Annotated in this window: 22 protein-coding genes and 1 other annotated feature; of the genes, 7 read left to right on the forward strand and 15 right to left on the reverse strand. The window is 38.9% G+C overall.

Features of this window, described 5'->3' with window-relative positions:
- Positions 1-180: 180 nt before the first annotated feature.
- The gene (locus ACSU6B_RS25245; protein WP_410889073.1) at positions 181-849 is read left to right on the forward strand and encodes an urease accessory protein UreH domain-containing protein; all 669 of its coding nucleotides are present in this window, start codon (positions 181-183) and stop codon (positions 847-849) included.
- Positions 850-919: 70 nt separating this feature from the next.
- Here ACSU6B_RS25245 and ACSU6B_RS25250 read toward each other — a convergent pair whose 3' ends face one another.
- Positions 920-1,696 carry a hypothetical protein gene (locus ACSU6B_RS25250; RefSeq protein ID WP_168241568.1) on the reverse strand — a complete coding sequence of 259 codons (777 nt, stop codon included), beginning with the start codon at positions 1,694-1,696 and terminating at the stop codon, positions 920-922.
- Between the two features lie 229 nt (positions 1,697-1,925).
- On the opposite strand from ACSU6B_RS25250, the gene mgtE reads away from it, so the two are divergent.
- Together mgtE and ACSU6B_RS25260 are read left to right on the forward strand one after the other, a co-directional pair.
- A complete protein-coding gene (gene mgtE / locus ACSU6B_RS25255) occupies positions 1,926-3,284 on the forward strand; it encodes a magnesium transporter (protein ID WP_410889074.1) in 1,359 nt (452 codons plus the stop codon).
- A 170-nt stretch (positions 3,285-3,454) separates the two neighbouring features.
- Entirely contained in the window at positions 3,455-4,048 is a 594-nt protein-coding gene (locus ACSU6B_RS25260; RefSeq protein WP_251033179.1) for a DedA family protein, read from the forward strand.
- Here the strand turns inward: ACSU6B_RS25260 and ACSU6B_RS25265 are convergent.
- The 4 genes from ACSU6B_RS25265 to argS all read right to left on the reverse strand — a co-directional run bounded on the left by ACSU6B_RS25265 (position 4,045) and on the right by argS (position 8,715).
- Positions 4,045-4,374 carry a hypothetical protein gene (locus ACSU6B_RS25265; RefSeq protein WP_410889075.1) on the reverse strand — a complete coding sequence of 110 codons (330 nt, stop codon included), beginning with the start codon at positions 4,372-4,374 and terminating at the stop codon, positions 4,045-4,047. The genes ACSU6B_RS25260 and ACSU6B_RS25265 overlap by 4 nt on opposite strands.
- Positions 4,375-4,389: 15 nt before the next feature.
- On the reverse strand, positions 4,390-6,216 hold the full coding sequence (locus ACSU6B_RS25270) for an APC family permease (protein WP_410889101.1): 1,827 nt from the start codon (positions 6,214-6,216) through the stop codon (positions 4,390-4,392).
- Between the two features lie 276 nt (positions 6,217-6,492).
- The gene (locus ACSU6B_RS25275) at positions 6,493-6,957 is read right to left on the reverse strand and encodes a DinB family protein (protein ID WP_410889076.1); all 465 of its coding nucleotides are present in this window, start codon (positions 6,955-6,957) and stop codon (positions 6,493-6,495) included.
- 63 nt (positions 6,958-7,020) lie between these two features.
- Positions 7,021-8,715: an arginine--tRNA ligase gene (gene argS, locus ACSU6B_RS25280; RefSeq protein WP_410889077.1), complete on the reverse strand. Its 1,695-nt coding sequence runs from the start codon at positions 8,713-8,715 to the stop codon at positions 7,021-7,023.
- Positions 8,716-8,767: 52 nt separating this feature from the next.
- Positions 8,768-8,979: a binding site (T-box leader), on the reverse strand.
- A gap of 103 nt (positions 8,980-9,082) precedes the next feature.
- Here argS and ACSU6B_RS25285 point away from each other — a divergent pair.
- Together ACSU6B_RS25285 and ACSU6B_RS25290 are read left to right on the forward strand one after the other, a co-directional pair.
- Positions 9,083-9,340, forward strand: coding sequence for an alpha/beta-type small acid-soluble spore protein (locus tag ACSU6B_RS25285; RefSeq protein WP_168241563.1), 258 nt, complete (start codon positions 9,083-9,085; stop codon positions 9,338-9,340).
- 186 nt (positions 9,341-9,526) lie between these two features.
- Positions 9,527-9,802, forward strand: a complete 276-nt coding sequence (locus ACSU6B_RS25290) for a hypothetical protein (protein ID WP_410889078.1) — start codon at positions 9,527-9,529, stop codon at positions 9,800-9,802.
- Between the two features lie 72 nt (positions 9,803-9,874).
- Here the strand turns inward: ACSU6B_RS25290 and ACSU6B_RS25295 are convergent, their stop codons facing one another.
- The 3 genes from ACSU6B_RS25295 to ACSU6B_RS25305 form a co-directional block, all read right to left on the reverse strand.
- Positions 9,875-10,447: a TetR/AcrR family transcriptional regulator gene (locus tag ACSU6B_RS25295; RefSeq protein WP_410889080.1), complete on the reverse strand. Its 573-nt coding sequence runs from the start codon at positions 10,445-10,447 to the stop codon at positions 9,875-9,877.
- Positions 10,448-10,661: 214 nt separating this feature from the next.
- The gene (locus ACSU6B_RS25300; RefSeq protein ID WP_410889081.1) at positions 10,662-11,018 is read right to left on the reverse strand and encodes a hypothetical protein; all 357 of its coding nucleotides are present in this window, start codon (positions 11,016-11,018) and stop codon (positions 10,662-10,664) included.
- 42 nt (positions 11,019-11,060) lie between these two features.
- Complete coding sequence (locus ACSU6B_RS25305) at positions 11,061-11,462, reverse strand: hypothetical protein (RefSeq protein ID WP_410889083.1); 402 nt, start codon at positions 11,460-11,462, stop codon at positions 11,061-11,063.
- 318 nt (positions 11,463-11,780) lie between these two features.
- Between ACSU6B_RS25305 and ACSU6B_RS25310 the strand changes: the two genes are divergently transcribed.
- Together ACSU6B_RS25310 and ACSU6B_RS25315 are read left to right on the forward strand one after the other, a co-directional pair.
- Positions 11,781-12,287: a CcdC protein domain-containing protein gene (locus ACSU6B_RS25310; protein ID WP_410889084.1), complete on the forward strand. Its 507-nt coding sequence runs from the start codon at positions 11,781-11,783 to the stop codon at positions 12,285-12,287.
- Positions 12,288-12,491: 204 nt separating this feature from the next.
- Positions 12,492-13,742 (forward strand): ATP-binding protein, encoded by a 1,251-nt coding sequence (locus ACSU6B_RS25315; protein WP_410889085.1) that lies wholly within the window; start codon positions 12,492-12,494, stop codon positions 13,740-13,742.
- Between the two features lie 61 nt (positions 13,743-13,803).
- Here the strand turns inward: ACSU6B_RS25315 and ACSU6B_RS25320 are convergent, their stop codons facing one another.
- From ACSU6B_RS25320 to glmM, 7 genes are all read right to left on the reverse strand, one after another.
- Positions 13,804-14,721: a class I SAM-dependent methyltransferase gene (locus ACSU6B_RS25320; protein ID WP_410889087.1), complete on the reverse strand. Its 918-nt coding sequence runs from the start codon at positions 14,719-14,721 to the stop codon at positions 13,804-13,806.
- Positions 14,722-14,923: 202 nt separating this feature from the next.
- The gene (locus ACSU6B_RS25325) at positions 14,924-16,081 is read right to left on the reverse strand and encodes a mannitol-1-phosphate 5-dehydrogenase (protein WP_410889088.1); all 1,158 of its coding nucleotides are present in this window, start codon (positions 16,079-16,081) and stop codon (positions 14,924-14,926) included.
- Between the two features lies 1 nt (position 16,082).
- Positions 16,083-16,520, reverse strand: coding sequence for a PTS sugar transporter subunit IIA (locus ACSU6B_RS25330; RefSeq protein WP_215006377.1), 438 nt, complete (start codon positions 16,518-16,520; stop codon positions 16,083-16,085).
- A 2-nt stretch (positions 16,521-16,522) separates the two neighbouring features.
- Complete coding sequence (locus tag ACSU6B_RS25335) at positions 16,523-18,646, reverse strand: BglG family transcription antiterminator (RefSeq protein ID WP_410889091.1); 2,124 nt, start codon at positions 18,644-18,646, stop codon at positions 16,523-16,525.
- A 225-nt stretch (positions 18,647-18,871) separates the two neighbouring features.
- A complete protein-coding gene (locus ACSU6B_RS25340) occupies positions 18,872-20,287 on the reverse strand; it encodes a PTS mannitol transporter subunit IICB (RefSeq protein WP_410889093.1) in 1,416 nt (471 codons plus the stop codon).
- Between the two features lie 208 nt (positions 20,288-20,495).
- Positions 20,496-22,298, reverse strand: coding sequence for a glutamine--fructose-6-phosphate transaminase (isomerizing) (gene glmS / locus ACSU6B_RS25345; RefSeq protein ID WP_410889094.1), 1,803 nt, complete (start codon positions 22,296-22,298; stop codon positions 20,496-20,498).
- A gap of 468 nt (positions 22,299-22,766) precedes the next feature.
- Entirely contained in the window at positions 22,767-24,119 is a 1,353-nt protein-coding gene (gene glmM, locus ACSU6B_RS25350; RefSeq protein ID WP_410889095.1) for a phosphoglucosamine mutase, read from the reverse strand.
- Between the last annotated feature and the right edge of the window lie 7 nt (positions 24,120-24,126).

Below are 24,126 nucleotides of genomic sequence, written 5' to 3' on the forward strand. Positions count from 1 at the left end.
ATTTTAAAAAGAAAGGAAATGTAGTCCACCAATTTTTTATATGTTTTTTCCTACTGAATATTTTATGATGGCCATAGCTTGCTTAAAAACTAGCGCTGGTTAAATTGTCAATTTTCTCATTCTCGTTTATCCTAATATTTCATGTATAATTAGTTTAAAACGATAATCTGGAGGCACATAATGACGGGTTCACTTTTATCCATATTATTATTTGGCTTTTTGCTGGGAATTAAGCATGCAATCGAGCCTGATCATGTTATTGCAGTTTCAACCATCGCAAGCGAATCAAAAAATTTAAAGCGCTCAATCTTTGCCGGTGTCTACTGGGGTATCGGGCACACGGCTACTCTTTTCATTGTCGGAATGTTTTTGATTGTAGCCAAAAACACAATCACAGATACGGTCGCCCTGAGTCTTGAGTTTATTGTGGGAATTATGCTAGTTATTCTCGGCTTAAATAGTATTGTAGCGTTTCTGAAACATCGCCATCATCACCCACACACCGACGGCAGCCAGACCATTGAAAAAAAAGGCCGTACCCATTATAAATCCTTTTTCATCGGGCTCATTCACGGGCTTGCCGGCAGTGCAGCAATGGTTCTACTTACAATGAGTACCGTTTCGACCGCGTGGCAAGGTGCTTTATACATACTTATTTTCGGTTGCGGCACAGTTGTTGGTATGCTCAGCTTTTCAACTGTTATTGGTATCCCCTTTGTTTTGACATCCGGTAAACAGTTGAATAGGTATTTGAATCATCTCGCGGGCATTATCAGCATATTATTCGGAATTTATTATATGTATAACTTAGGCGTGAACGAAGGATTATTTAACCTATGGTTTTCATAAGAAAAGCGAAAGCACCATAAAAAACAGTCCCACCCATATGGAGTGGGACTTTTTTATCAAGCCAAATGTTCTAGATGACATTTAATTTCCATTCTTTTGTCTTCTTGTCAAAAATAATTTTCGCGTGATATGGTTTAGATGATATTTGATCATATTCCTCCACCATGTCATCCATATTGGCGAAATCACCAATTACCCAGATGGGAATTTCAATTTTGCCCCGCTGGTGATCTGCAGCCCGTAATGAAATGCAAATTCCTTCTTTAATGAAGGGTGTTAATGAAAGCAGGATTTCTTTATTCACCTGAGGATACGTTCTTTTCTTACGGAATCCTAGGATCGATTTTTCAATCTTAAGATCTCCTAATTTTACGGCCACTACTTCGCTAAGCACATGAAAAAAATCCTTGAAGCTGCGGTAATAAGTTTTGTTATACCAGCCATCATCTTGTGCTAAATAAACAAAACGGTTCCCTAATTTATTATAAAAAGGCATTTTCAAATGATGCTTTTGATGACCTAAGTACAATAATTCAGCGATTTCCTGTCCCGTCAGTTCATTCAACACATCTTCCTCAATAAAATCAATCCAGCAAAAGTTTTCGTAACTATAAACATTGTCTGCCGCTAACTTTTTAATTCTTTCTTCAGGGCAATATTCGAGTTGTGTATGCATATTAAAATCAGCATCATCAAAGCGGTGCTTTAGTAAAAGCAAGTGATTTAATGAACCTGAAAAAGCAGCAGCGAATTCAGCAAATTCGATACCGGAAGACATTACATACTGGTCTGTTTGGTTCAAATGGACATAGATGAGATCCTGTATGTCTTGATGATGCTTCTTCAAAGCAAAACTCCTCCGATCAACACATGAAATGATTTAGTCAATACTTCCTTATTTTATCAAATAATAGTCCAAATAGCTTATTTCAATTCTTTTACAAATAATAAGTTTGATTAACACATACTAGAATTATGCCTATTGATTATTATTTGTTAACTTTCCTTTTTCATCTATATTTCTTTATCAAATTAGAATCTATGCATTAGCAAGATAAGGAGTTGGTCTATCACCTATGATTAAAGATATGACTCAAGATGAATTAAGTCTTTATATTATTAAAACCTTAAAAGAAAATAAAAAAACTGAATTCGAAAAAATACTCGAAGAACTCCAGCCCTATGATATAGCAAAGATATATGAAGATCTACCTGAAAAACATAAAGGACGATTTCTCCTGTTTTTAAAATTTGATATTCTAGCTGATCTAATGGAAGAGCTTGATAAAGAAGACCAGCTCGGCTTATTAAATATTTTAGGAATTGAAAAATCAAGTAAGGTCCTTGATTTAATGGATAATGATGATTTGGCGTTATTGCTGCATGAATTATCACCAGAGAAGAAGGATTCCCTCCTATCTGGGATGAAAGCAGAGGAGTCTAATGCCGTCCAGGATATCATGAAATATCCTCCGGAAACAGCCGGAAGAATCATGACCAACCGATTTGTTTGGATCCGAAGCTATTTTACGGTTCGAGAAGCAGTTGATAAGTTTAAAGTATTCGCAGAATTTGCCGAATCTATTAACTATTTATATGTGATAGATGAAGACCGAAAACTTGTCGGCGTAGTTTCCTATCGTGATTTACTATTAGCAGAGCCAGACGAAAAGATACGGACGATTATGTATGAAAGGATTATTTCCGTTACGGTGGCAACAGACCAAGAGGTTGTGGCGCAAATCGTGGAGCGGTATGATTTCCTAGCCATCCCGGTTGTGGATGAGAATAATGTCCTCGTTGGGATTGTCACGGTCGATGACATTATCGACATCGTCATTCAGGAAGCAAATGAAGATATCGAAAAATTGTCCGCTACTGGGAAATCAATTGACTTTGAAACCAAAACATTAGTTGCGGCTGCAAGAAGACTCCCTTGGCTCATCCTGCTATTGTTCATCGGTGTCATCTCTGGGAGAATTATCAGCAGTTTTGAAGATACCCTCAAGCAGGTTGTGGCACTTGCCTTTTTTATGCCGATGATTGCAGGAATGACGGGAAACACTGGAACCCAATCCCTTGCGGTCGTAGTAAGAGGGCTGATTTCTTACGATATTGATAAGGGCGTAATTACTCGCTTAATCGCAAGGGAACTTGGTGTTGGGATTACGATCGGGATCACCTGCTCTGTCCTTATCGCGGTCATCGCATATATATGGCAGGGAAGTCTCATTTTAGGTGCCGTTGTCGGCTGCTCGCTCTTTTTCACGTTAATCATTGGGACACTTGCCGGGACGATTATTCCACTTATTCTTTTTCGTTTAAAAATTGACCCTGCCGTTGCCTCAGGACCACTGATTACCACCTTGAATGACATTTTTTCATTGCTTACCTACTTTGGCATTGCAACCATGTTCTTAAAGTATTTAATGTAGGAAAAAATGAAACCTTTTTTGAAGTGAATCGTTATGTAATGTAGACGTTTCAAAATTTTCATAAATTAAGCATGTCTCAATGATAAACACCATATTTATATCATTATGAGACAAACTGTTATAGAATTATTAAGTTAGACTGATTATTTTTTTATAAGTGAAGGTGGATTATGACAGACTTTATTAATAATATTTTGGAGTTTTTATCACAATTAGGATATTTCGGCATTGCCATAGGATTAATGATAGAGATTATTCCAAGTGAAATCGTCTTGGGTTATGGCGGGTATATGATTTCGCAGGGGCATCTCAATTTTATCGGAGCAGTGATTGCCGGGACGATCGGCGGAACGCTCGCCCAGTTATTTTTATATTGGGCGGGTTATTACGGGGGCAGACCTTTCTTAGAAAAATACGGAAAATATGTCCTTATTAAAAAGAATCATATTGACATTGCTGAGCAATGGTTTGAAAAATATGGCGCAGGAGTGATTTTTTCGGCAAGATTCATTCCAGTTGTCAGACACGCGATTTCCATTCCGGCGGGCATTGCCAAAATGTCAGCAACTAAATTTACCCTTTACACTGTGGCAGCCATTATCCCATGGACCATCCTGTTTCTATACCTGGGTAAAGTCCTAGGCAGTAACTGGTCTCATATTAAAGAATACGCACAACCCTATGTGATGCCAGCCATCATCGGAGCCATTGTTCTAGGGGCGATCTACTTTTTAGTCAAAAAAACAAAGAAAACCACCGATTAATCCCGGTGGTTTTGCCTTGCTGAAAATTTCCTTTGTGCCCATGTATCAAGCCTTTTCACATGGTTTCTCCCAAGCGTAAATCCATATAAAATGAGTAAAACAATGATTAACGTGAAGAGGTCGACTTTCTTGGTTGCTATAAAGTTTACGATCCCCATTAACACCTGTGGAATAACCCCTGTTAGCGCAAATAAAACCGTTGCTATCTTAAACCAGAAGCTTGATTTCAAACTATACCTGGCATATAACATAAAGAATGTCGATGACCACGCTAATACTTCAAGACTGACTAGTATGGTCCACTTATTTTCAACCAAAAAATCCATATCCCACCCCACCTATTACTTTTTAAAATGAAATGGCAGTGTGGACACAATAACCCTCTTTTTAAAAATAAGATAGGTACGAATTAATAAACTTGATTGATTGTGCAGGATATTATGCCAACTCTTTTTGGTAATAAACTGCGGAATCAAAACCGTTACACGATAATTATTTTCCTCTGCCTTATGTTCAACAGTATCAATAAATTTCGATAAGGGAATAAGCACACTTCGATAATGTGACTGTAAGGTAACAAGCCTAACATCCGGCTGCCATTGCTGCCATTTTTCTTCAAAACGCTTTTCATCCTCACGGTCAAACGACACATAAACAGCAAAGATTTGATCAGTTAATGATTTCGCATAATTAATTGAGTTTTCAACCACTTTCGTAATCCCTGCAACAGGTACAATAATGACATTTCCCTCAATTGGCTGCGCTGGATGGTCGGGATGAATCCTCAATTGTTCACCCACCGCTTCATAATGATAATTAATTCGTTTGAAGGCAAAAACGATTATTGGTAAGAAGATCACCACAAACCATACTTGACTAAATTTCGTCAGGAAGAAAATGATTAACACGGCTAAGGTGATGAGAGCGCCAATTAAATTGGCACTAAGTTTAGAAACCCATCCGGCTGGTTTTTCACGTAACCATTTAATAATCATTCCCGTTTGAGATAAGGTGAACGGAATAAATACACCAACCGCATAAAGGGGGATTAAGTGCTCTGTTTGCCCTTTAGAGAAGATTATAAGCAAGATGGAGGCTACTCCTAAGGATACAATCCCGTTCGAATACCCGAGCCTGTCCCCCCTAATCGTAAACATTCTTGGCATATACTTATCCTTGGCAAGTGCATACGCTAATAAAGGAAAAGCAGAATATCCGGTATTAGCTGCCAGCACTAAAATGAGGGCGGTCGTTCCTTGGACAAAAAAGTAAAGATAATTACGCCCGAAGGTTTCTTTGGCAATTTGCGAGACGACCGTTTCGTCATGCTTTGGCGATATACCGTAATAATAAGCTAGGAAAGTAATCCCCGTAAATAACAAGGCAAGAAGCGTACCCATTAATATTAATGTTTTGGCCGCATTCTTTGGTGCTGGATCTTTAAAACTGGGGATTGCATTCGATATGGCTTCTACCCCAGTTAATGCCGAGCATCCCGACGCAAAGGCACGTAACAGCAAGAAAAGCGTAATCCCTTGAACAGGCGCTCCAATTGGTGCATGCTGGACAGTCGGTGATACATCGCCAGTCATGATTTTAAAGAGACCCACACCAATTAAAATGAACAGGGCAACAACAAACAAATAGACCGGATAAGCTAAGATTGACGCTGATTCTGTTAAACCGCGAAGATTGAGAATTGTAATCAGAACTACCAGAACACACGCAATCCCAACGGTATGCGCATGTAAGGCTGGAAAAGCTGACGTAATCGCATCCGTACCAGCAGAAACACTTACTGCCACCGTTAATATGTAATCGACTAAAAGGGATCCCCCGGCGATTAATCCTGCTTTCTCACCGATGTTCTCTTTCGAAACAATATAGGCCCCACCGCCATGAGGATAGGAATAGATAATTTGTCGATAGGAAAGGATTAGAGCCGCTAATAGAAATAATACTCCAACTGCAATCGGAACCGAGTACCAATAGGCGATTACGCTTACGGTTGCTAACACGATTAGGATTTGTTCAGTCCCGTATGCTACAGATGATAAGGCATCGGAAGAAAGAATGGCTAAAGCCTTGAAAATGTTCAATTTTTGTTCGCCTAGTGCCGTTGATTTTAACGGCCGGCCGATTAAGAATCTCTTAAAAGAAGAGAGCACCTGACTCACCCACCACATTAGAAGTAGAATTACCGATTGATTTTAACACAAGACAGTAGTTAATATGAAGTGTTTTCTTTTGACGAAGTACCAAATTTTTCATGTAATGTCGATTAAAATTAATATTACTACTTAGTCTTATCCTAAATAGCACGATTATGAAGAAAATTATTAGTTGAGGGCATATAATATTTATCATTACCACTATTCATCAAACAAAAAAGCATGGAGACATTATTTAGTCTCCATGCTTTTACAGTAGCTTTTTTCAAAAAACTATTTTACCGCTCCATTAATGACACGTTTCATTGCCTGTATTTGGCCTAAATGAATACTCTCATGGAAAATCGCAAAATTTGTTAGTTCACCAAACGTTTCCTGACCAAGGAATGGTGTTTTTAGCCTTTGGTTAAAACTCTCCGCTGGAATTTCTTTAATCCTTGACACTTGTTCTTGCAGCTGCACAATTAATTCCTGTACCGAAGGAACATCTCCCTGCCAAGCAGCAGGACTAGTCCTCGAGGCAAATAGCTCCATATAGTTTGCTGGCAGCTGGGTTGATTTTTTCGGGAAGCCAAACATAAATTGCTCGGCAACAGTTAAGACATGGCCAACATGCCAGTGGATAGTATTGTTAAACCCTTCCGGCTGAAAATCAGCAATCCCCTCTTCTAGTGCATCAACACTTTTAACAAACCTATCCCTTGCTAACTCATAATGCTTAAATAATAATTCACTCATTTTGTTTTCCCTCCCATTCGATTACATAGCTATAGTTTAATTGATTTTTGCCTTGTCTGGAAACTACATTTCAACCGGAGCTTCTAATCCTAATAAACGTAATCCTTCTTTCAAAACTTCCGTTACTGCATAGACAAGCGCTAACCGTGCCTGCTGTTCTGGAGTGTCTTCAAGGATTTTTACCTCTGCATAATATTTATTGAAGGCTTGTGCTAAGTCAATAATATATTTAGCCACCTGGGATGGGTCGAAGTTGATGCCGGCTCTTTTAATGGCTGGCGAAAATTCCATTAAGAGGCTGGTTACCTTCCACTCCTTCTCCCAAGTATTTTCGTAGGATAAGGCACCCAACTCCGCATTTACATTCGCCTTTCGTAAAATAGAACATGCCCTTGCATAAGTATATTGCACATAAGGGCCTGTTTCTCCTTCAAAACGAAGCATTTCCTCTAACGAAAATTCAATATCGTTCATTCGATTGTTCTTTAAGTCATGGAAAATTACCGCTCCAACGCCTACTTGTTTGGCCACATTATCTTTGTTTGGAAGGTTAGGATTCTTCTCTTCAATATTATGCCTAGCCATTGCAATCGATTCATTTAAAACTTCCTCTAATAAGACAACCTTGCCTTTGCGCGTGGACATTTTCTTTCCATCTTTTAGCATCAATCCGAATGGAATATGATGCATTTGTTTTGACCAATCGTAGCCCATCTTTGCTAATACAGCCATTAACTGTTTGAAGTGGAGGCTTTGTTCATGACCAACCACATATAGGGATTGGACAAATTGGTATTCCTCCTGGCGATAAAGAGCCGCCGCTAAATCTCGGGTCGCATACAGTGTTGCCCCATCAGATTTTTTGATCAGGCATGGCGGCAGCTGTTCTTCGGTGAGCTCGACCACCTGTGCCTGCTCGGATTCGACCAATAGCTGTTTTTCTTCAAGAAGCTTGACGACACGGTCCATTTTGTCATTATAAAAGGCTTCGCCGGCAAAAGAGTCAAATTCAACATTCATTAACTGGTATATTCGCGAAAACTCTTTTAATGACTCATCACGAAACCATTTCCAGAGTTTTAATGCTTGTTCGTCTCCTTCTTCTAGCCTTTTAAACCAGCTGCGCCCTTGGTCTTCAAGGCTTGGATTCGTCTCCGCTTCTTTGTGAAATTTTATATACAGGGTTAATAGCTCTTTAATCGGATTCTGCTTGACCTTTTCGGCATCTCCCCATAATTGATAGGCAGTGATCAGCTTCCCGAACTGTGTCCCCCAGTCACCGAGATGATTGATTTTAATCGGCTTGTAACCACATTTCTCGACAATTAATGCGAGCGAGTTGCCAATCACCGTTGAGCGCAAATGCCCCATTGAAAAGGGTTTAGCAATATTAGGGGAGGACATGTCCATGGTGACAGCACCGCCATTCCCAAACGTAAGCGCACCATACTTCCCTTTTTGCGAGATGATTTCATTCACTACTTTTTCAGAAGCCGTCTTTTTGTTTAGGAAGAAATTAAGGTAGGCTCCAACCACTTCTACTTTTTCAAAAATGGGAGAGTTAATCTTCTTACTTAACTCCTCAGCAATTAGATTGGGGGATTTTCTCTTTAGCTTCGCTAGTGTAAAACAAGGAAAGGCTAAATCACCGAGCTCCTGATTCTTAGGTTTTTCAATCATCAGTTCCAGATTTGTTTGTGAAATCTCTTGGTCCAGTAATTCATGTAAAATGGCAGCAAGCTCCTGCTTAAAATTCATCTTTAATACCTCCTTTTATCTCTAAAAAAAACAAAAAACTCCCGTCTCTATTAAAAGAGACGAGAGTTCATAATCCCGCGGTACCACTCTAATTGTTCAAAAGAACCAGCTTTCCTTTGTAACGGAGGATCCTCCGGCATACCCTACTCAAGTTCAGGTACACATCTCAAAAGTGCGCTTCATTATCTGTTCTGTTTCAGGCTCCCACCACCCCTGAATCGCTGGTACATCATAGATAACTACTCTCTTTATCATTGATTTTATCCAAATTTATTACTCGTATTATACTGGATTAAAATGGATTTTTCCAGTGATTGTTGATTATTTTTTACATTCAGGTAATCCTACAACTAAAGGAGGGATTTTTATGGCGAGAAGAAGAAATAAAATCCTTGTCCCCGAGGCGCGCAATGGCCTGGATGCGTTGAAAGCAAAGGTCGCGAATACCGGGAACCCTGAGGATGCAAAATTTGAAGCAGCAGAAGAAGTGGGTGTTCCATTGAACAAGGGATATAACGGACAGCTTACATCTGAGCAAGCCGGAAAGGTAGGCGGCAGGCTGGGCGGCAGCATGGTCCGCGAGTTGGTCAAAATGGCACAAGAAAACTTAGCGAAGAAAAAGTAATGCGCGGGGCCTAATTTGTTAGGTCTCCTTTAATTTTTAGGCTGTGTTACAGGGCATTATTAATTTTTATAGCCAAGTTTGATTGGAGCGGAAATCAATAGCCAAGTTTAATAAAGTAATTTTTTTAAAAAAAGTTTGACAATTTTGTGACAATTGATAGAATATTCTTACAAGGAGTTGATAGTGATGCAGGAAAAACACTTAAAGAGTATATTTACATTTAAGAAAACAGCAATCTTTGGAAGCGTTCTAGGGCTCATTCTTATTTTGTTAGGTCAATTTGTAAACGGTTACAATACGACTTATTTCTTAACTGCACTAGGATTTGGAATACTTGCCGGTTCCGTCGTCAATTACCTTTTTGGAACATTTTTAAGTTTAATGGAAGAACTCACTGGAAGCCGTAATAAGAAGTTGCCGAAAATTTCCACTGCTTCAAAAAATATTTATCTTTTAAAATAAGAAATCGGAGCGCCACCCAGTGACGCACCGATTAGTTAAAAGACTTGTATTGAGGTACACACAAGTCTTTTTCTATGTGGACAAGCCTTTTACTAAAAATACTTTCATGATTTCCGCGATTTGTTCCGAGCTCAGCGGCTGATGATTTCTTTCCCAATCTGAAACTAAGGCAATATACATTTTTAAAAGAAGAAAGCTGGTAATTTCGGTGTCGTTCGGTGGGATTGCCCCTTTCGTGATAGCCGTGTCAATCTTCTGCTTCAAATAGGCAATGATTTCATCCTCAACGTGCTGCAGCATTTCCGAAACCGCTAGAGTCCCCATTTCCGCTTCCTCTTGGACCAGTTTAATCATCAGTTGGTGCTGAGCGCGAAACTCTAATAAACGATAAAGTGCCCGATGCACGTTTTCTGTGAAGGGTAAATCTGGTTTGATGACGGATTCTGCCTCAGCAATCATTTCTCTGACCAAAGTGGAAATAATCTCTTCGAATAATTCTTCTTTATTTTTAAAAAAAGTATAAATCGTCCCTTTGCCAACATTGGCCAGCTTTGCGACTTGATCCATCGTTGTTGCTTTATAGCCAAATAATGAAAAAGACTTTGTTGCCGCTTCTACAATCATCTTTCTTCTATCTGTTGCCATGTCCACACCCCTACTGACCATTTCAGTTTTTCAGTCATTTACTTAAATATACCATAAGATAGGTTTCGTTTCCAAATAGGTTAAAAGTAAAGCCGAGTTTCGGATTAGATAAGAACTCGGCTTTTGATTTAGGAACCTGTGGAGCGATAATGTTTTACACCAAACTGCCAGACAAGGAGACACGGGAGGATAAACAAGCGGCCAGCTGCCGGGATCAGCATATATAGGAGGTCGTTCCCACTGTTCTTTCCAAGAATAAACCTCCTTGGACGACAGCTTTCTTCAATACTCCATTTAGTGCCGTCCTCCCTAGCAAGACAAGACCCGCAAGATAAATCAATTGGATAATGATACCGATGATGGCGTCATGCAGTGGGATATGTCCTGAGTAAACCCTGAACGGGAAATCTGCCGTCCAGCGAAACGGCAGAACATTAGCTATTTTTTCAAGCCAGTCCGGCATAAGCGGTACAGGAATGATTAATCCAGCAAAAAATTCGCCGAGGACACCAAATATTAATAGCGATCCCATCGGGGACAAGGTCACAAATACGGATATATATAAGAACATCGAGATCGCTACTAAGAGAAGCAGGCCTAACAGTAAGGCGCTTCAGAATAATAAAAAGGCTGTTGGGCTGGGTGGAAGAGTCATGTTGTACGGCCTTGGCAAGAAGAATGAAACAATTAGAATCGGAAAGCAGCGCAAGAAGGCACTGGACAGCCGCTGCGCCAGCAGCTTGGCATACCAATAACCATAGAGCTCACATGGCCGGCATAGTTCGTAAGCAATATTGCCACTTGTTATCAGATCAAATAGCTCGTTATCGCGAAACCAGATGGTAACGAACACAAGAAAGGCCTGTTGCAGCCAAATGTAGGTGATTAATTCTTTTAAGGAAATAGGAGGAGTTTTCATTACAAATTCGTAAAATGCTTCAAATACCATAATCGTTATAAAACCCCAGAAAAATTGAGTAACTACCCCTGCCAATGCAGCAGTCCGATACTGCAAGCCTTTATTGGATTCTTTTTTCCCTTCCTCTCACCGATTTTTGTCGCCAATAGCCTTTATTGGATTCTTTTTTCCCTTCTTCTCACCGATTTTTGTCGCCAATAGCCTTTATTGGATTCTTTTTTCCCTTCCCCTCACCGATTTTTGTAGCCAATCCATGTCCTCATCCCTTCTCTGTTTACCTAACACATAGAATCATGAACAATCTCATACTAAAAAGCATGAAATTTCCCACTACCGAACATAGGTTATTTTCCCTTATGATAACAATACAATAAAAATATTATTTATATGTCTTCCGAAAGGGATTGAAGCAAATTGAAAATAATCATAATTATGGTAATTGTCTTCGTCATTATTGGTCTTGTTCTTTTTTTCAAAATGAAGGGAAGAAAGGGTCCAATCAAAAGGGGCGGTTTCGGTATTATCTCTCCTGTTTTATTTGTATTGGTCATGTTTTCGTTTAGTATCAGTCAGTTGCTGCACATTCCAGGTGAGCCCTTTCATCTGCCCGCCTTTTGGGAAATGCTGATTGCTGGTCTACTCGGCACATTGTTTGGAGCGATTATGCTAACTCAAACATCATATGAGATTCGCGAAGATGGATTGATTTATTCAAAGCCAAATAAAACGTTTAAGTATGTAATCATCGCCATCATTGTCATTCGCATCGCGTTAAGTCAGTATTTCAAAAGTATGGATTACATCGAGTTTACAGTGCTAACGATGACAATTGCTTTTCTATATATCTGCGTTTGGCGAATTGGAAGCTATATTAAATTTCGCAAATTACATGCAGGCAATCGACCAGCGGAAAATAGATGATTATAATATAAAAGCTCTTCTTTCTACTTTTTTACAGAGAGAGGGGCTTTTTTTGTACGAGCACTTCATTATCGGTTAAGTGGGTTACATGCCTTACAGATTTGAGGTATTATTCATAGTAGATGTTTTTGTGCGGAAAGTTTATCGGTCCGCAGGGAAGGATAAATGTGGAAGCATATCATTTATGATTTTGGAGGAAGTTTATTGATTACTCTAATCAAACCACTGTTAGTTAACATCACGATCTTATTATCTTTTACATTTAATGCCAACTTATTTTTTCCCTTTCAAACGAAAGTTCCTAATGCTTTAAAACAAAAAGTGATTTATGGTTTGATTGGTTCCTTAGGAACGCTTTTTTGTATGTTTTATCCGATTGAAACCTTGGGGGCAACCCATTTTGATTTAAGGATGTGCTCCATTCTGATCCTCACTCTGTATGGGGGTTGGTTACCCGGGGGCATCGTTTTAGTAAGTGCATGCCTTGTCCGCTATTTTATCGGTGGAAAATTCCTAGCGATTGGCATCTTGGTATCCATTGTCGCCTTCTTATGTGCCCTTGCTTTCCGGAGATTTTTTCATAAATCACCTTCTAAGCTTGTGGCAGGAACAATGGTCGTTGTTTGCTATCTTATTATTTATATTACGATTCTATATTTTAGAATCAATTTTTTAAGTCTATCTTTTTATTTGATTTACTTTATTGCCTTATATATTACGGTTATGGCCCTGATCTTTGTAATTGAAAACTTGATAAAAATTAATAAGCAATTTGAGGAAATGGTTTATGTTGATAAATTGACGATGGTGGGCCAACTTACCGCCTCAATTGCGCATGAAATTAGAAACCCTCTCGCAACCATTAGAGGATTTATCCAATTTATAAGTAGAGATACGAACGATGAGCAATTAAAAAAATTTTCGCCTCTAATTATGGAAGAACTAGATCGGACCAACAGTATAATTACAAACTATTTGAAAGTTGCCAAGCCTGAACCTTTTCAGTTGGCAATTATCCCCATAAATGATGTGATGAGTGACTGCGTTCAATTAATGAGGCCTCTTGCCTCCTATTCAAATGTCATCATCGACTATGAAAATATTGAACCATTTTATGTAAATGGAGATGAGGCCCATTTAAAGCAAGCGATCATGAATGTGATCAAAAATGGGATAGAATCGATATCCAATCGGGGAAGAATTAAGATTGAGTTACATGCTAACCACTTCAAAAATACTGTTGAAATCCTTATCAAAGACAACGGAAGCGGAATGACACCAGAACAGTTAAAGCAGATTGGATTGCCCTTTTATACCACAAAAACGAAAGGGACCGGATTAGGGAGCATGGTTACCAACAAAATCATCCGGGAATTGAACGGGGCAATTGAGTATGGAAGTGAAACTAATAAAGGTACCACTGTGAAAATTGTTCTCCCTTTAAGAAATGAATAACATATGAGCCAAAGTAAAAAGACACCGTTCATAACAAATGAACGGTGTCTAAAGATTCCTGTTATTTATGAACAACTAAATGCGCAAAATGAAAATGGTCGAAGGCGTGTAATCCATCTTCTCTTCCCTTAAAATACATATCCTCGATATTAGCAGGAGAAAGATTTTCATAGAGTAACATATTACAATCCTGCAGCTCCCTATCGAGTTCAAATGGGTCAAAGCCCGTAACCATTGGTTCACCTGTATGTGCAGTAATTTGTCGCATTTGGGTTAGCTTCTTAGAGGCAATACTGTCATCAAAAGCAGTATCATCGAGGTAGTCAAAGATGAATGAGCTTCCGTTTACAGACATTTCCGAAACAGAAGATAGAAGTTGATAGAAATCCTTTTTATCTAGGTACATTACAACGCCCAACAAACTAAAGTAAGTATATTTTTGTTCATCATAGCCGCTTTTCTTCAATCCATCATAAAGGGAGTCATTTTTAAAATCTACCGGAACAAACCTAACATTTTCGGGGATTTCAATACCTAATTCCTCTAGCCGATTTATTTTAAAAGCTTGAGTTGCAGGGTGATCGACTTCGTAAATAACAAAATCTTCCGGCAGCCTATCTTGCCTTAAAGCAAAGGTATCGAAACCTGCACCGAGGATGACATATTGTTTAAAACCACGCTGGATTGCTGCCTTGAGTCCATCTTCTGTATACCTTGCCCGACTGACTAATTGTGGAATGGTCTGGCTGCTCATCACCCAGTGCAGTTTATCATCAAACGTTTCCAATGTTTCGCTTTTTTCCTGATCAAAGAAGGCAATCGCGTTAGCCCAATTAGTGGCGATTAACTGTTTTTCTTCTTCTTTTAAAAGCGAATGTGCGACAAAATCATTGAAAATCGGCTCCCTGCTGGTGGATGAATGATATCCTCTTGCAAAAGAACTAACTAACGCAGTTAAACTTTCCTTCCTAGTTTCCAAATAAGTTCCCCCTTCAAAATTCTTTTTAAAACAGAAAAAACTCCTGGCAGTGTCTGCTAGGAGTTTATTTTATGATAGATATATGTATGTTGTCAATAAATAAATATTATATCACACTTCTTATAAATAGTCAATAATTTTTATTTCATCAATAAAAAAAATAAAAAAAGAACAGTGTTAGTCACCGTTCGTTTTACAAAACTTAGTTTTCTGCATTCAATCGTTGGTATTGCTCCACTATCCCTTTAAACAAAATAGATGTTGAATCAAGCTCGGTGTACTTCTCAATCGCCGCTTCTAAGCTTTGTTCACGGATGGTCGATTGGACTTGTACTGCTTCCTCATCACTTTGAACATCGTAAAGAAGTGCCGCTGCAACTCCCTTCAGAAGAAATATCGGTTCTGTTGCGAACACTTCTGCATATTGTCTAGCAGGGCTAACGAGACGATCATTGGGCCCGAGTTTGCGAATTGGCGAACGTCCTACTCTCGTTACTTCATCAACAATATAGGCATTAGAAAAACGTCCGATAATCTTTTCAATATATTTATTATGGTCTTCTAGATTAAAATCATATTTCTTAACTAAAAACGCTCCGCTTTCTTTTAGCGCCCCTTCCACTAACTCTTTGATTTGCGTATTTGCCATCGCACTATTAATCGTCTCCATGCCAAAATGATAGCCAAAATACGCAGCTAAGGCATGACCTGTATTCACCGTGAAAAGCTTGCGTTCAATAAAGGGAACTAATTCCTGAACATACGTTATTCCCTTAACAGGCGGCTTCTCGCCAATAATTTTTGGCTCTTCGACCACCCACTCATAAAAGGGCTCAACCTTAACCATTAGCCTATCTTCATTAACTTGATTCGGAACAATTCGGTCAACAGCAGAATCAGGGAATCCAAAGCGCTTATCAAATAGAGAAATTTCATCGGCTGATAACGTTTCATAAATCTTTTCTTTTAAAAACGACGTGCCGCCAATCATGTTTTCACAAGCGATAATATTAAGCGGCTTATCGGTTCGTTCCAACCGCTTCCGTAGACCATCTGCCAACAAATTCGCTATAAACGGTAAAATGTTTGGTCCGATTGCCGTCGTTACAAGATCTGCTTCCGCAATTGCCTCGATGACTAGTTCAGGGTTAAGCGCGCTATTTATCGCCCTTACGTTTTTGATCACAACTTCCTCTTGCGACGGTTCCGCAAGAACCACACGGTATTCGTTCTTTTCATTAAGTAAGTCAACGATTTCACGATTTACATCAACAAAGCACGTTTCATAGCCTGAATGATATAATAGATTTCCAATAAAGCCACGGCCAATATTTCCGGCGCCAAAGTGAATAGCGAGCATATTAATTCACCTCTTCAAAAATCGATAAAATCTCTTCGGCGGATTTTGCAGCAACTAGTTTTTCGATATTCTCTTCTTCCGAGCAAACAATCGCTATACTAGATAAAATATCAAGATGTTCATTGTTCTTACCGGCAATTCCAATTAACAGCTTAACGATATTTCCATTTCCAAAGTCAACACCTTGCGGAACCTGAATGAAAGAAATACCTGATTCCTTCACAAATGACTTCGAATCTTCGGTACCATGGGGAATGGCGACAAAATTCCCCATATACGTAGAAGTTAGCGCTTCTCTTTCAAGCATTTTTTCAATATAGTCTGCAGCTACATACCCTTTTTCCACAAGAATGCTTCCAGTTAATCTAATCGCTTGTTCCTTTGACCCAACCGATACATTTAATAGTATATTTTCTTTTGCTAAGATTGCTTTTGACATATTTAAACACTCCTTATATTGTTTAATTTCTCCGTCATAAATTGATCAAATCTTGCTGTTAAATAGGCTAGTATTTCTTCCTGTTGATCCGATTGAAACAAGGAAATACTTTCTTCACTCTCAATTAACAACGAGCTCAGGTAACTCAAGACTTCTAATGAGCTCTCAGCTGTTTCCTGGGGTGATAGCATTAATAAAATTGACTTTATTTCCATTACCTTTTGATCCATTCCAACAACTTCAATCAGTTTTTGAGTCAAATAGATTGTGAAAGTTGGTGTCATTACATGCGGTGACCGTGCATGGAATAATGCCATTGATGTATCTGGAATACCTAAGCCCCCGAGTTTTTCTCTCTCGAGGATTGCATCAACAACCGCTTCAATATTATTAATCTTTTGGCTAGCAAATAATTCTTTGCTAGCTAGTTTTATAATCTCAGCAGCAGTTTCACTATCATTTATTTTCTTTAATTCAAATCCTTCCAAGATTGCCGCGATCGTCTGGGCATACCCTTGAATGCTTTGCATTTCTTCGATTAACACACTTGCCTTTTTCTTACTTAAATTATCAATAGAAGGGATTGAAAAATTCTGTTCTGATCCATTAATAATAATCTGTTTATTAATAAAAGAGCGGATCTTTTCAATTTCATCTTTATTTAAGATCGGGCTTACTAAGATATAATCCAAATGATAATCAGGAATCGGGATCGTAGAGATAATTAATTGATAGTTATCCGTTTTCATTTTTTTGAATTCCATGACCGAAACATTTTCAATTAGCTTAAGCTCGGAGAACTCCTGCTGCAATCTCGTCGCCAGCATCTTTGAGGTGCCAATGCCGCTTGAACAAATAACCAGTGTTTTTAATTGAACAATCTCCTTGTTGGCTAAGATCGCCGCACCAAAGTGCATGACGAGATAACCAATCTCCTCATCAGGAACATAAAACTCGTGAAACACTTGTTCAACCGCTTGTTTGATAATAGAAAATAACTCCGCATAATCCCGCTTTATTTTATCTAATAATGGATTACTTATCCCCATCTTTTGTTTAATTCGATAGAGGGCTGGTTTCAAATGAACAACCAATCCTTCAAATAGCGAACGATTACCTGTTAGCTCTATCCCTACACGTTTCCCAACCATTTCAATTAAATTCCTTGTTTTAATGGCTACCTGTAAACTCGAATCCTCGATTAAATATTCATTATCATGTCTGAGCTTAGCACCCTTTAAGTGCATAGTGATATACGCCACTTCTGCCTCTGGAATTTTAATTTGAAACACTTGCTCCAATTGGGCCACAATTTTTTCAGCATATTTATATTCCTTAGATGATTGTTGATTCTCCAGATAGGACTGGTTTCTCTTAATCCCTTCACCTTTTTGGATCCGTTCTACCGCCAAGGCCAAATGAACGACCAAACCGATATAGGCACTATCAGCCATATTAAAAGGTAAATCCTGAATAGTCGATTCAACAATTTTTTCAACGGTGAGCAGCTTTTTCTTTTCTACCAGTCCAAGAAGCCTCTCAGAAATCGTATTGATTTGCTGATTGGATCGCTTTTGAATATTTTCTCTTGCTAGTGAAAGGATTTCTGACTCATCGAGATACTCAGTAATCAGATTACTCATCGCTCTTCTTTTCGCACCTTCGTGGCCTTCAATCTCAACCCCATAACCTCTTCTGCGAATCAGCGCTAATCCAAACGTTTGTAACCTCTCTTCTAATTTCGTTAAATCAGCACTTATCGTAGCTATGGTCACATTTAAATCATTGGCTAGACCTAAAAGCTTTACCGGTCCATTCGATTCCAATAATGCACACAAAATTATCGTTTGTCTTTCATCTGGTGTATATTCTGTATGAAAAAGATTAAATAAAAATAATTCAAGCTCGCTTATTTTATCTTTGCTTCCCGTAATTTGAACGCCCACACCTGACTTTTTTTGCAAGGAAAGTTCATAATCTTTTAAAATATCTTCTATATTCTTTAAATCGCGATGAACGGTTCTGCCGCTCACCCCAATTTGATCTGCGAGTTCTTTCACGGTCATCTCGTCTGTTTCAGTTAACAAGATTTCAAGAATTTGTCTTTCTCTTGCGGAAATATACATGATCTCACTCCGTGTAAAGTATTTTAATCCTCGTCCCCCAATCATAGGTTGTTGCCAAAATTATAATTAATACTCACAATTTAATTTTAATCCGACAATAACCTTTATACAACAAGAGGATAATCCAAGTTAGTCATATGGATTGTTGACAAAATTTAAAAGCGGAAGTGCCCGTTTATCTTTAAACAAACAAAAACCTAGCACTTCGGCTAGGCATTTGTCGTGTTATTTCTTTAAAGCTTCAGCTAATTCATCATACCGTGGACTATTTAAGAAATTTTCTACTGAAATATGGTTTGCATTTGGAAGCTTCGCTTTTGCACGATCCGTTAAATCCTTATGGGTTACGACTACATCTGCATCACTTGGTAAATTATTAATGGCTGTATTTATTACAGTGACATCGATACCGGCTTTCTTCATTTTGTTCCTTAAAATAGATGCACCCATCGCACTTGATCCCATTCCAGCATCACAAGCAAAGACAACTTTATTAACTGATTCTGAATTAATAGGTTTTTGACTAGCTAGCACTGAAGAAACAGCGCTTTTCTTGCCTTTCATTTCTTCCATCTTTGCTGTTGCAGATGTTAAATCCTCATCAGTTGCCTTACTAGTTTTCAAGATTAATGCTGCAACCGCGAAGGAAACGGCTGTTGCTACTAACACACCTGCTAATACTCCGAAGTAATTTCCTCTCGGTGTCATCGCCATAAGAGCGAAGATACTACCTGGTGACGGGGCTGCGACAAGACCTGCATTGAAAATGTTAAATGTAAATACTCCACTTACACCTCCAGCCATAGCAGCTAGAAGAAGCATCGGCTTCATTAAAATGTATGGGAAGTAAATTTCATGAATACCACCTAAGAAGTGGATGATTACCGCACCTGGAGCTGTTTGTTTCGCTGACCCTTTACCAAAGATCATAAAGGCTAATAGGATCCCTAAGCCCGGGCCAGGGTTTGATTCTAGTAAGAAAAGAATAGATTTTCCTGCTTTAGTAGCTTGTTCAATCCCTAATGGGCTTAAAATACCATGGTTAATTGCATTATTTAAAAATAGTACTTTTGCTGGTTCAATAAAGATGTTTGCTAATGGTAACATGTTATGTTCGACAATAAATTGAACACCTGAAGCTAAAACCTTACTCAATGCTTCAACAACTGGTCCAACACCTTTGTATGCCACTAATGTTAAAAGGCCACCTAGAATACCAGCAGAGAAGTTATTTACTAACATTTCAAAACCTGATTTGATTTTTCCATGAAGCAGCTGATCAAATTTCTTAATTAGGTATCCCCCGATCGGCCCCATAATCATGGCTCCTAGGAACATTGGGATATCCGTACCAACGATGACCCCCATTGTTGCAGTCGCACCAACGACTCCACCACGGATGTCATAAACCATTTTACCACCGGTGAAACCAATTAATAGTGGCAGTAAGAACGTGATAATTGGCCCTACTAATTTTGCCAAATCTTCATTTGGTAACCAACCAGTTGGAATAAATAACGCAGTGATTAGCCCCCAAGCAATAAAGGCACCGATATTCGGCATGACCATACCACTTAAATAACTACCGAACTTTTGTATTTTAACTTTAACATCTGATTTATCGTTAACTTTTTCATTCATTATCTTTTGTCCCCCTCTTTATCAAATATTGTTGAACTTTCTATCTTAAGAATAAAGCGTTTACAGGAACATTTCTATTTTTACAAAAATACAATTTGTCATTGTGATTGTTGACAACATTGATAATCCTTTAAAAAACAAAAAAAATCGAAGTAGAACCAGGGCCAGATGCCTGATCTCTCTTCGATTTTGAAATACTTATTTACGATTACTCAACCGTTACTGATTTAGCTAGATTACGCGGTTTATCAACGTCGCAATCACGGTGCAGAGCTGCGTAATAAGCAATTAATTGCATAGGTATGACAGAGATAAGTGGTGTTAATAATTCATGTACTTCCGGAATGACGAAGCTATCTTCGTCCATTTCTAATCCCTTCATTGAAATGATACAAGTGTTTGCTCCACGAGCAGCAACCTCTTTCACATTTCCACGGATACTTAAGTTTACACTTCCTTGGGTTGCAAGTGCGAATACTGGTGTTCCTTCTTCAATTAATGCAATTGTGCCGTGCTTTAATTCCCCACCAGCAAAACCTTCTGCTTGAATGTAAGAAATTTCCTTCAGCTTCAAGGCACCTTCTAAGACTACATAATAGTCGACACCACGGCCAATAAAGAAAGCATTACGTGTAACTGATAAAAATTCTCTTGAAATGTGCTCAATTAATTCTTTTGAGTCACAAAGAACTTCCATCGCGTTCGCAATAATTCCAAGTTCATGGACTAAATCAAAATCAACACTGATTTTTTGGCTCTTTGCTGTAACTTCAGCTAAAATGGCTAACACAGCAAGTTGTGCTGTATATGCTTTGGAAGAAGCAACAGCAATTTCAGGACCAGCATGCAGCAAAAGTGTATAATCTGCTTCACGAGAAAGTGTTGAACCCGGAACATTGGTGATCGTTAACGTTGGATAACCCATTTCTTTTACTTTTACGAGAACCGCACGACTGTCAGCCGTTTCCCCACTTTGAGAAATGAAGATGAACAACGGATTCTTTGTTAGAAGCGGCATATTGTAGACAAATTCACTAGCAATATGAACTTCCACAGGAACTTTTGCAATCGTTTCAATGAACTGCTTTCCAACAAGACCGGCATGATAAGAAGTTCCAGCTGCAATAATATAGACACGATCAGAAGCATTCATCGCAGAAATGATTTCAGGGTCAATTGTTAATTCCCCTTGTTCATTTTGATAGGTTTGGATAATCTTCCGTAATACAAGCGGCTGTTCATCGATTTCTTTTAACATATAGTAAGGATATGTGCCCTTTTCGATGTCACTTGCATCAAGTTCCGCTGTATATGGCTTCCGGCTAATGATTTCCCCGTTAAGATTTTGAATAATGACTTCATCCTTTGAAACAAGGACGATTTCTTTGTCCATTAATTCTAGGTACTGATTCGTTACTTGAAGCATAGCCATTGCATCACTTGCAACAACATTAAAGTCGCTGCCTAATCCAACTAAAAGGGGGCTTTTGTTTTTCGCAACATAAATGGTTTCATTGTCTTGTGCATCTAATAAGGCAAGAGCATATGACCCATGTAATAACGTTAGTGTTTTACGGAATGCTTCTAAAACCACTAATCCTTCATTGACAAACAACTCAATCATCTGAACAATGACTTCAGTGTCAGTTTCACTGGTGAATTTGACATCTGCTAAATATTCACGCTTTAAAAGGTCATAGTTCTCGATTACCCCATTATGAACAAGTGTGAATCGGCCTGACGTACTTTGATGTGGATGGGAATTTATCTTGCTTGGTACCCCGTGTGTCGCCCAACGCGTATGACCAATCCCGATGTTAGCTAAGACGCCCATATCAACAATGCTACGTAAATCAGCAATCCGGCCTTTTTCTTTAAAAACATGAACCCCATTTTCATTCTTAACAGCGATTCCGGCAGAATCATAGCCTCTATATTCAAGCTTTTCTAAGCCTTTTAATAAGATTTCTTTTGTATCATTATTTCCAATATATCCAACAATTCCACACATTTTCTATTCCTCCCTGATATAGGGGGCAAGAATGCTTTGGAGGCTTATGCTTGCCCCCTTATCTCTGTTTTTTTAGGTATCTGTCTATACCTGTTGAAACATTACTAATTAGTATGTGCATTTTCGTCTCTTTGTGCACAGAGTTGCCTCTGTGTTTTAAAGAAGAAATTTTCGGTTGTGCACGTTCAACCGGGAGGTATCCGCCGAACATTCGATAAACCTCCTCCTCGTCAACTAACCCAACCACATTGGGTAGTTCAGGCGCTTTTTTAAAAAAAGTAACTCTCTCTTCAGCCCACCTTTCTAGATAAAATTGGTAAAAAAGTGCTTTGTGAAACAAAGCAACTTTATACTACACGATTAGGTATGTTACGTCAACTAATACCTGGAATATATATATTACTAAACAATACATAATAAAATATGCATAAAGGAAGCAGATCGTTCCTTTATGCATATATATGGGTTTTATTCTTCCTTTAATTCCATTTCTTCTTTGACGACTGCCACAATCCTGTTCACATAAGATTCACAAAGTTCTTCTGTCGGTGCCTCTGCCATGACCCGAACAAGCGGTTCCGTTCCTGATGGTCGGACAAGAATTCTTCCGTTTCCTGCCATTTCAGCTTCAACTTGCTCAATAACCTCTTTTACCTTTGCATTATCGGTTACATGATGTTTATCGGTTACTCTCACATTGACGAGCTTTTGCGGGAATTTTTTCATTTCACCAGCTAACTCAGAAAGAGGCTTCCCAGTTGCTTTCATAATATTGACTAATTGCAGGCCTGATAATAAACCGTCACCTGTGGTGTTATAGTCTAAGAAAATAATATGGCCTGATTGTTCGCCGCCCAGATTAAACCCATTTTTCTTCATTTCTTCGACAACATAACGGTCACCTACCGCTGTCGGTACACTATGGATCCCATGTGCCTCAAGTGCTTTATAGAAGCCGAGATTACTCATAACGGTTGACACGATCGTCCCATGCTTTAAGCGGCCTTGCTCTTTCATATATTTACCGCAAATGTACATGATTTGGTCCCCATCAACAATTGTTCCATTTTCATCAATCGCAATCAAACGGTCGCCATCACCGTCAAAGGAGAGACCTACATCGGCACCTTTTTCTTTGACTAAGGCTGCTAGTGCTTCAGGATGAGTTGAGCCCACTCCTGCATTGATATTTAAGCCATTGGGAGAAGCGCCCATTGTTGATAGGTCCGCATCTAAATCGGCAAATAAGTGTGCCGCTAGAGATGACGTTGCCCCGTGTGCACAATCTAAGGCAATATGGATTCCTGTAAAATCTTCATCCACACTATTTTTCAAATATTGGAGATACTTCTGACCGCCCTCGAAATAATCCATGACTTGACCAAGTTCCGAACCCACTGGTCGAGGCAGTTGATCTTCTGGTAAATCGATGAGCGTCTCGATTTCTAATTCCTGCTCATCGGAAAGTTTAAAGCCATCGGGACCAAAAAATTTAATGCCGTTATCAGCCACTGGATTATGAGAAGCAGAAATCATGACTCCTGCTTGGGCACCTAAAGCTTTGGTTAAATATGAAACACCTGGAGTAGATATAACTCCTAAACGCATAACTTCGGCTCCAATGGATAATAACCCAGCCACAAGGGCTCCTTCTAACATATGGCCAGATATACGCGTATCCCGTCCGATGAGTACTTTGGGACGATCTTTATCCTTTGTTAAAACATATCCGCCATAACGGCCTAATTTAAAGGCCAACTCAGGTGTTAATTCGCTATTTGCTACTCCACGTACCCCGTCGGTCCCGAAATATTTTCCCATTTTAAAA

It is taken from the genome of Neobacillus sp. C211 (assembly GCF_051842875.1).
Lineage (GTDB): Bacteria > Bacillota > Bacilli > Bacillales > Cytobacillaceae > Neobacillus.

What these genes read in the sequence shown, in the direction of transcription:
- ACSU6B_RS25260 (WP_251033179.1), top strand. Translation starts at nt 3,455, where the DNA reads ATGACAGACTTTATTAATAATATTTTGGAGTTTTTATCACAATTAGGA.
- ACSU6B_RS25245 (WP_410889073.1), top strand. Translation starts at nt 181, where the DNA reads ATGACGGGTTCACTTTTATCCATATTATTATTTGGCTTTTTGCTGGGA.
- ACSU6B_RS25275 (WP_410889076.1), bottom strand. Translation starts at nt 6,957, where the DNA reads ATGAGTGAATTATTATTTAAGCATTATGAGTTAGCAAGGGATAGGTTT.
- ACSU6B_RS25325 (WP_410889088.1), bottom strand. Translation starts at nt 16,081, where the DNA reads ATGCTCGCTATTCACTTTGGCGCCGGAAATATTGGCCGTGGCTTTATT.
- ACSU6B_RS25295 (WP_410889080.1), bottom strand. Translation starts at nt 10,447, where the DNA reads ATGGCAACAGATAGAAGAAAGATGATTGTAGAAGCGGCAACAAAGTCT.
- ACSU6B_RS25285 (WP_168241563.1), top strand. Translation starts at nt 9,083, where the DNA reads ATGGCGAGAAGAAGAAATAAAATCCTTGTCCCCGAGGCGCGCAATGGC.
- glmS (WP_410889094.1), bottom strand. Translation starts at nt 22,298, where the DNA reads ATGTGTGGAATTGTTGGATATATTGGAAATAATGATACAAAAGAAATC.
- ACSU6B_RS25265 (WP_410889075.1), bottom strand. Translation starts at nt 4,374, where the DNA reads ATGGATTTTTTGGTTGAAAATAAGTGGACCATACTAGTCAGTCTTGAA.
- ACSU6B_RS25335 (WP_410889091.1), bottom strand. Translation starts at nt 18,646, where the DNA reads ATGTATATTTCCGCAAGAGAAAGACAAATTCTTGAAATCTTGTTAACT.
- ACSU6B_RS25340 (WP_410889093.1), bottom strand. Translation starts at nt 20,287, where the DNA reads ATGAATGAAAAAGTTAACGATAAATCAGATGTTAAAGTTAAAATACAA.
- argS (WP_410889077.1), bottom strand. Translation starts at nt 8,715, where the DNA reads ATGAATTTTAAGCAGGAGCTTGCTGCCATTTTACATGAATTACTGGAC.
- ACSU6B_RS25290 (WP_410889078.1), top strand. Translation starts at nt 9,527, where the DNA reads ATGCAGGAAAAACACTTAAAGAGTATATTTACATTTAAGAAAACAGCA.
- glmM (WP_410889095.1), bottom strand. Translation starts at nt 24,119, where the DNA reads ATGGGAAAATATTTCGGGACCGACGGGGTACGTGGAGTAGCAAATAGC.
- ACSU6B_RS25330 (WP_215006377.1), bottom strand. Translation starts at nt 16,520, where the DNA reads ATGTCAAAAGCAATCTTAGCAAAAGAAAATATACTATTAAATGTATCG.
- ACSU6B_RS25300 (WP_410889081.1), bottom strand. Translation starts at nt 11,018, where the DNA reads ATGTTCTTATATATATCCGTATTTGTGACCTTGTCCCCGATGGGATCG.
- mgtE (WP_410889074.1), top strand. Translation starts at nt 1,926, where the DNA reads ATGATTAAAGATATGACTCAAGATGAATTAAGTCTTTATATTATTAAA.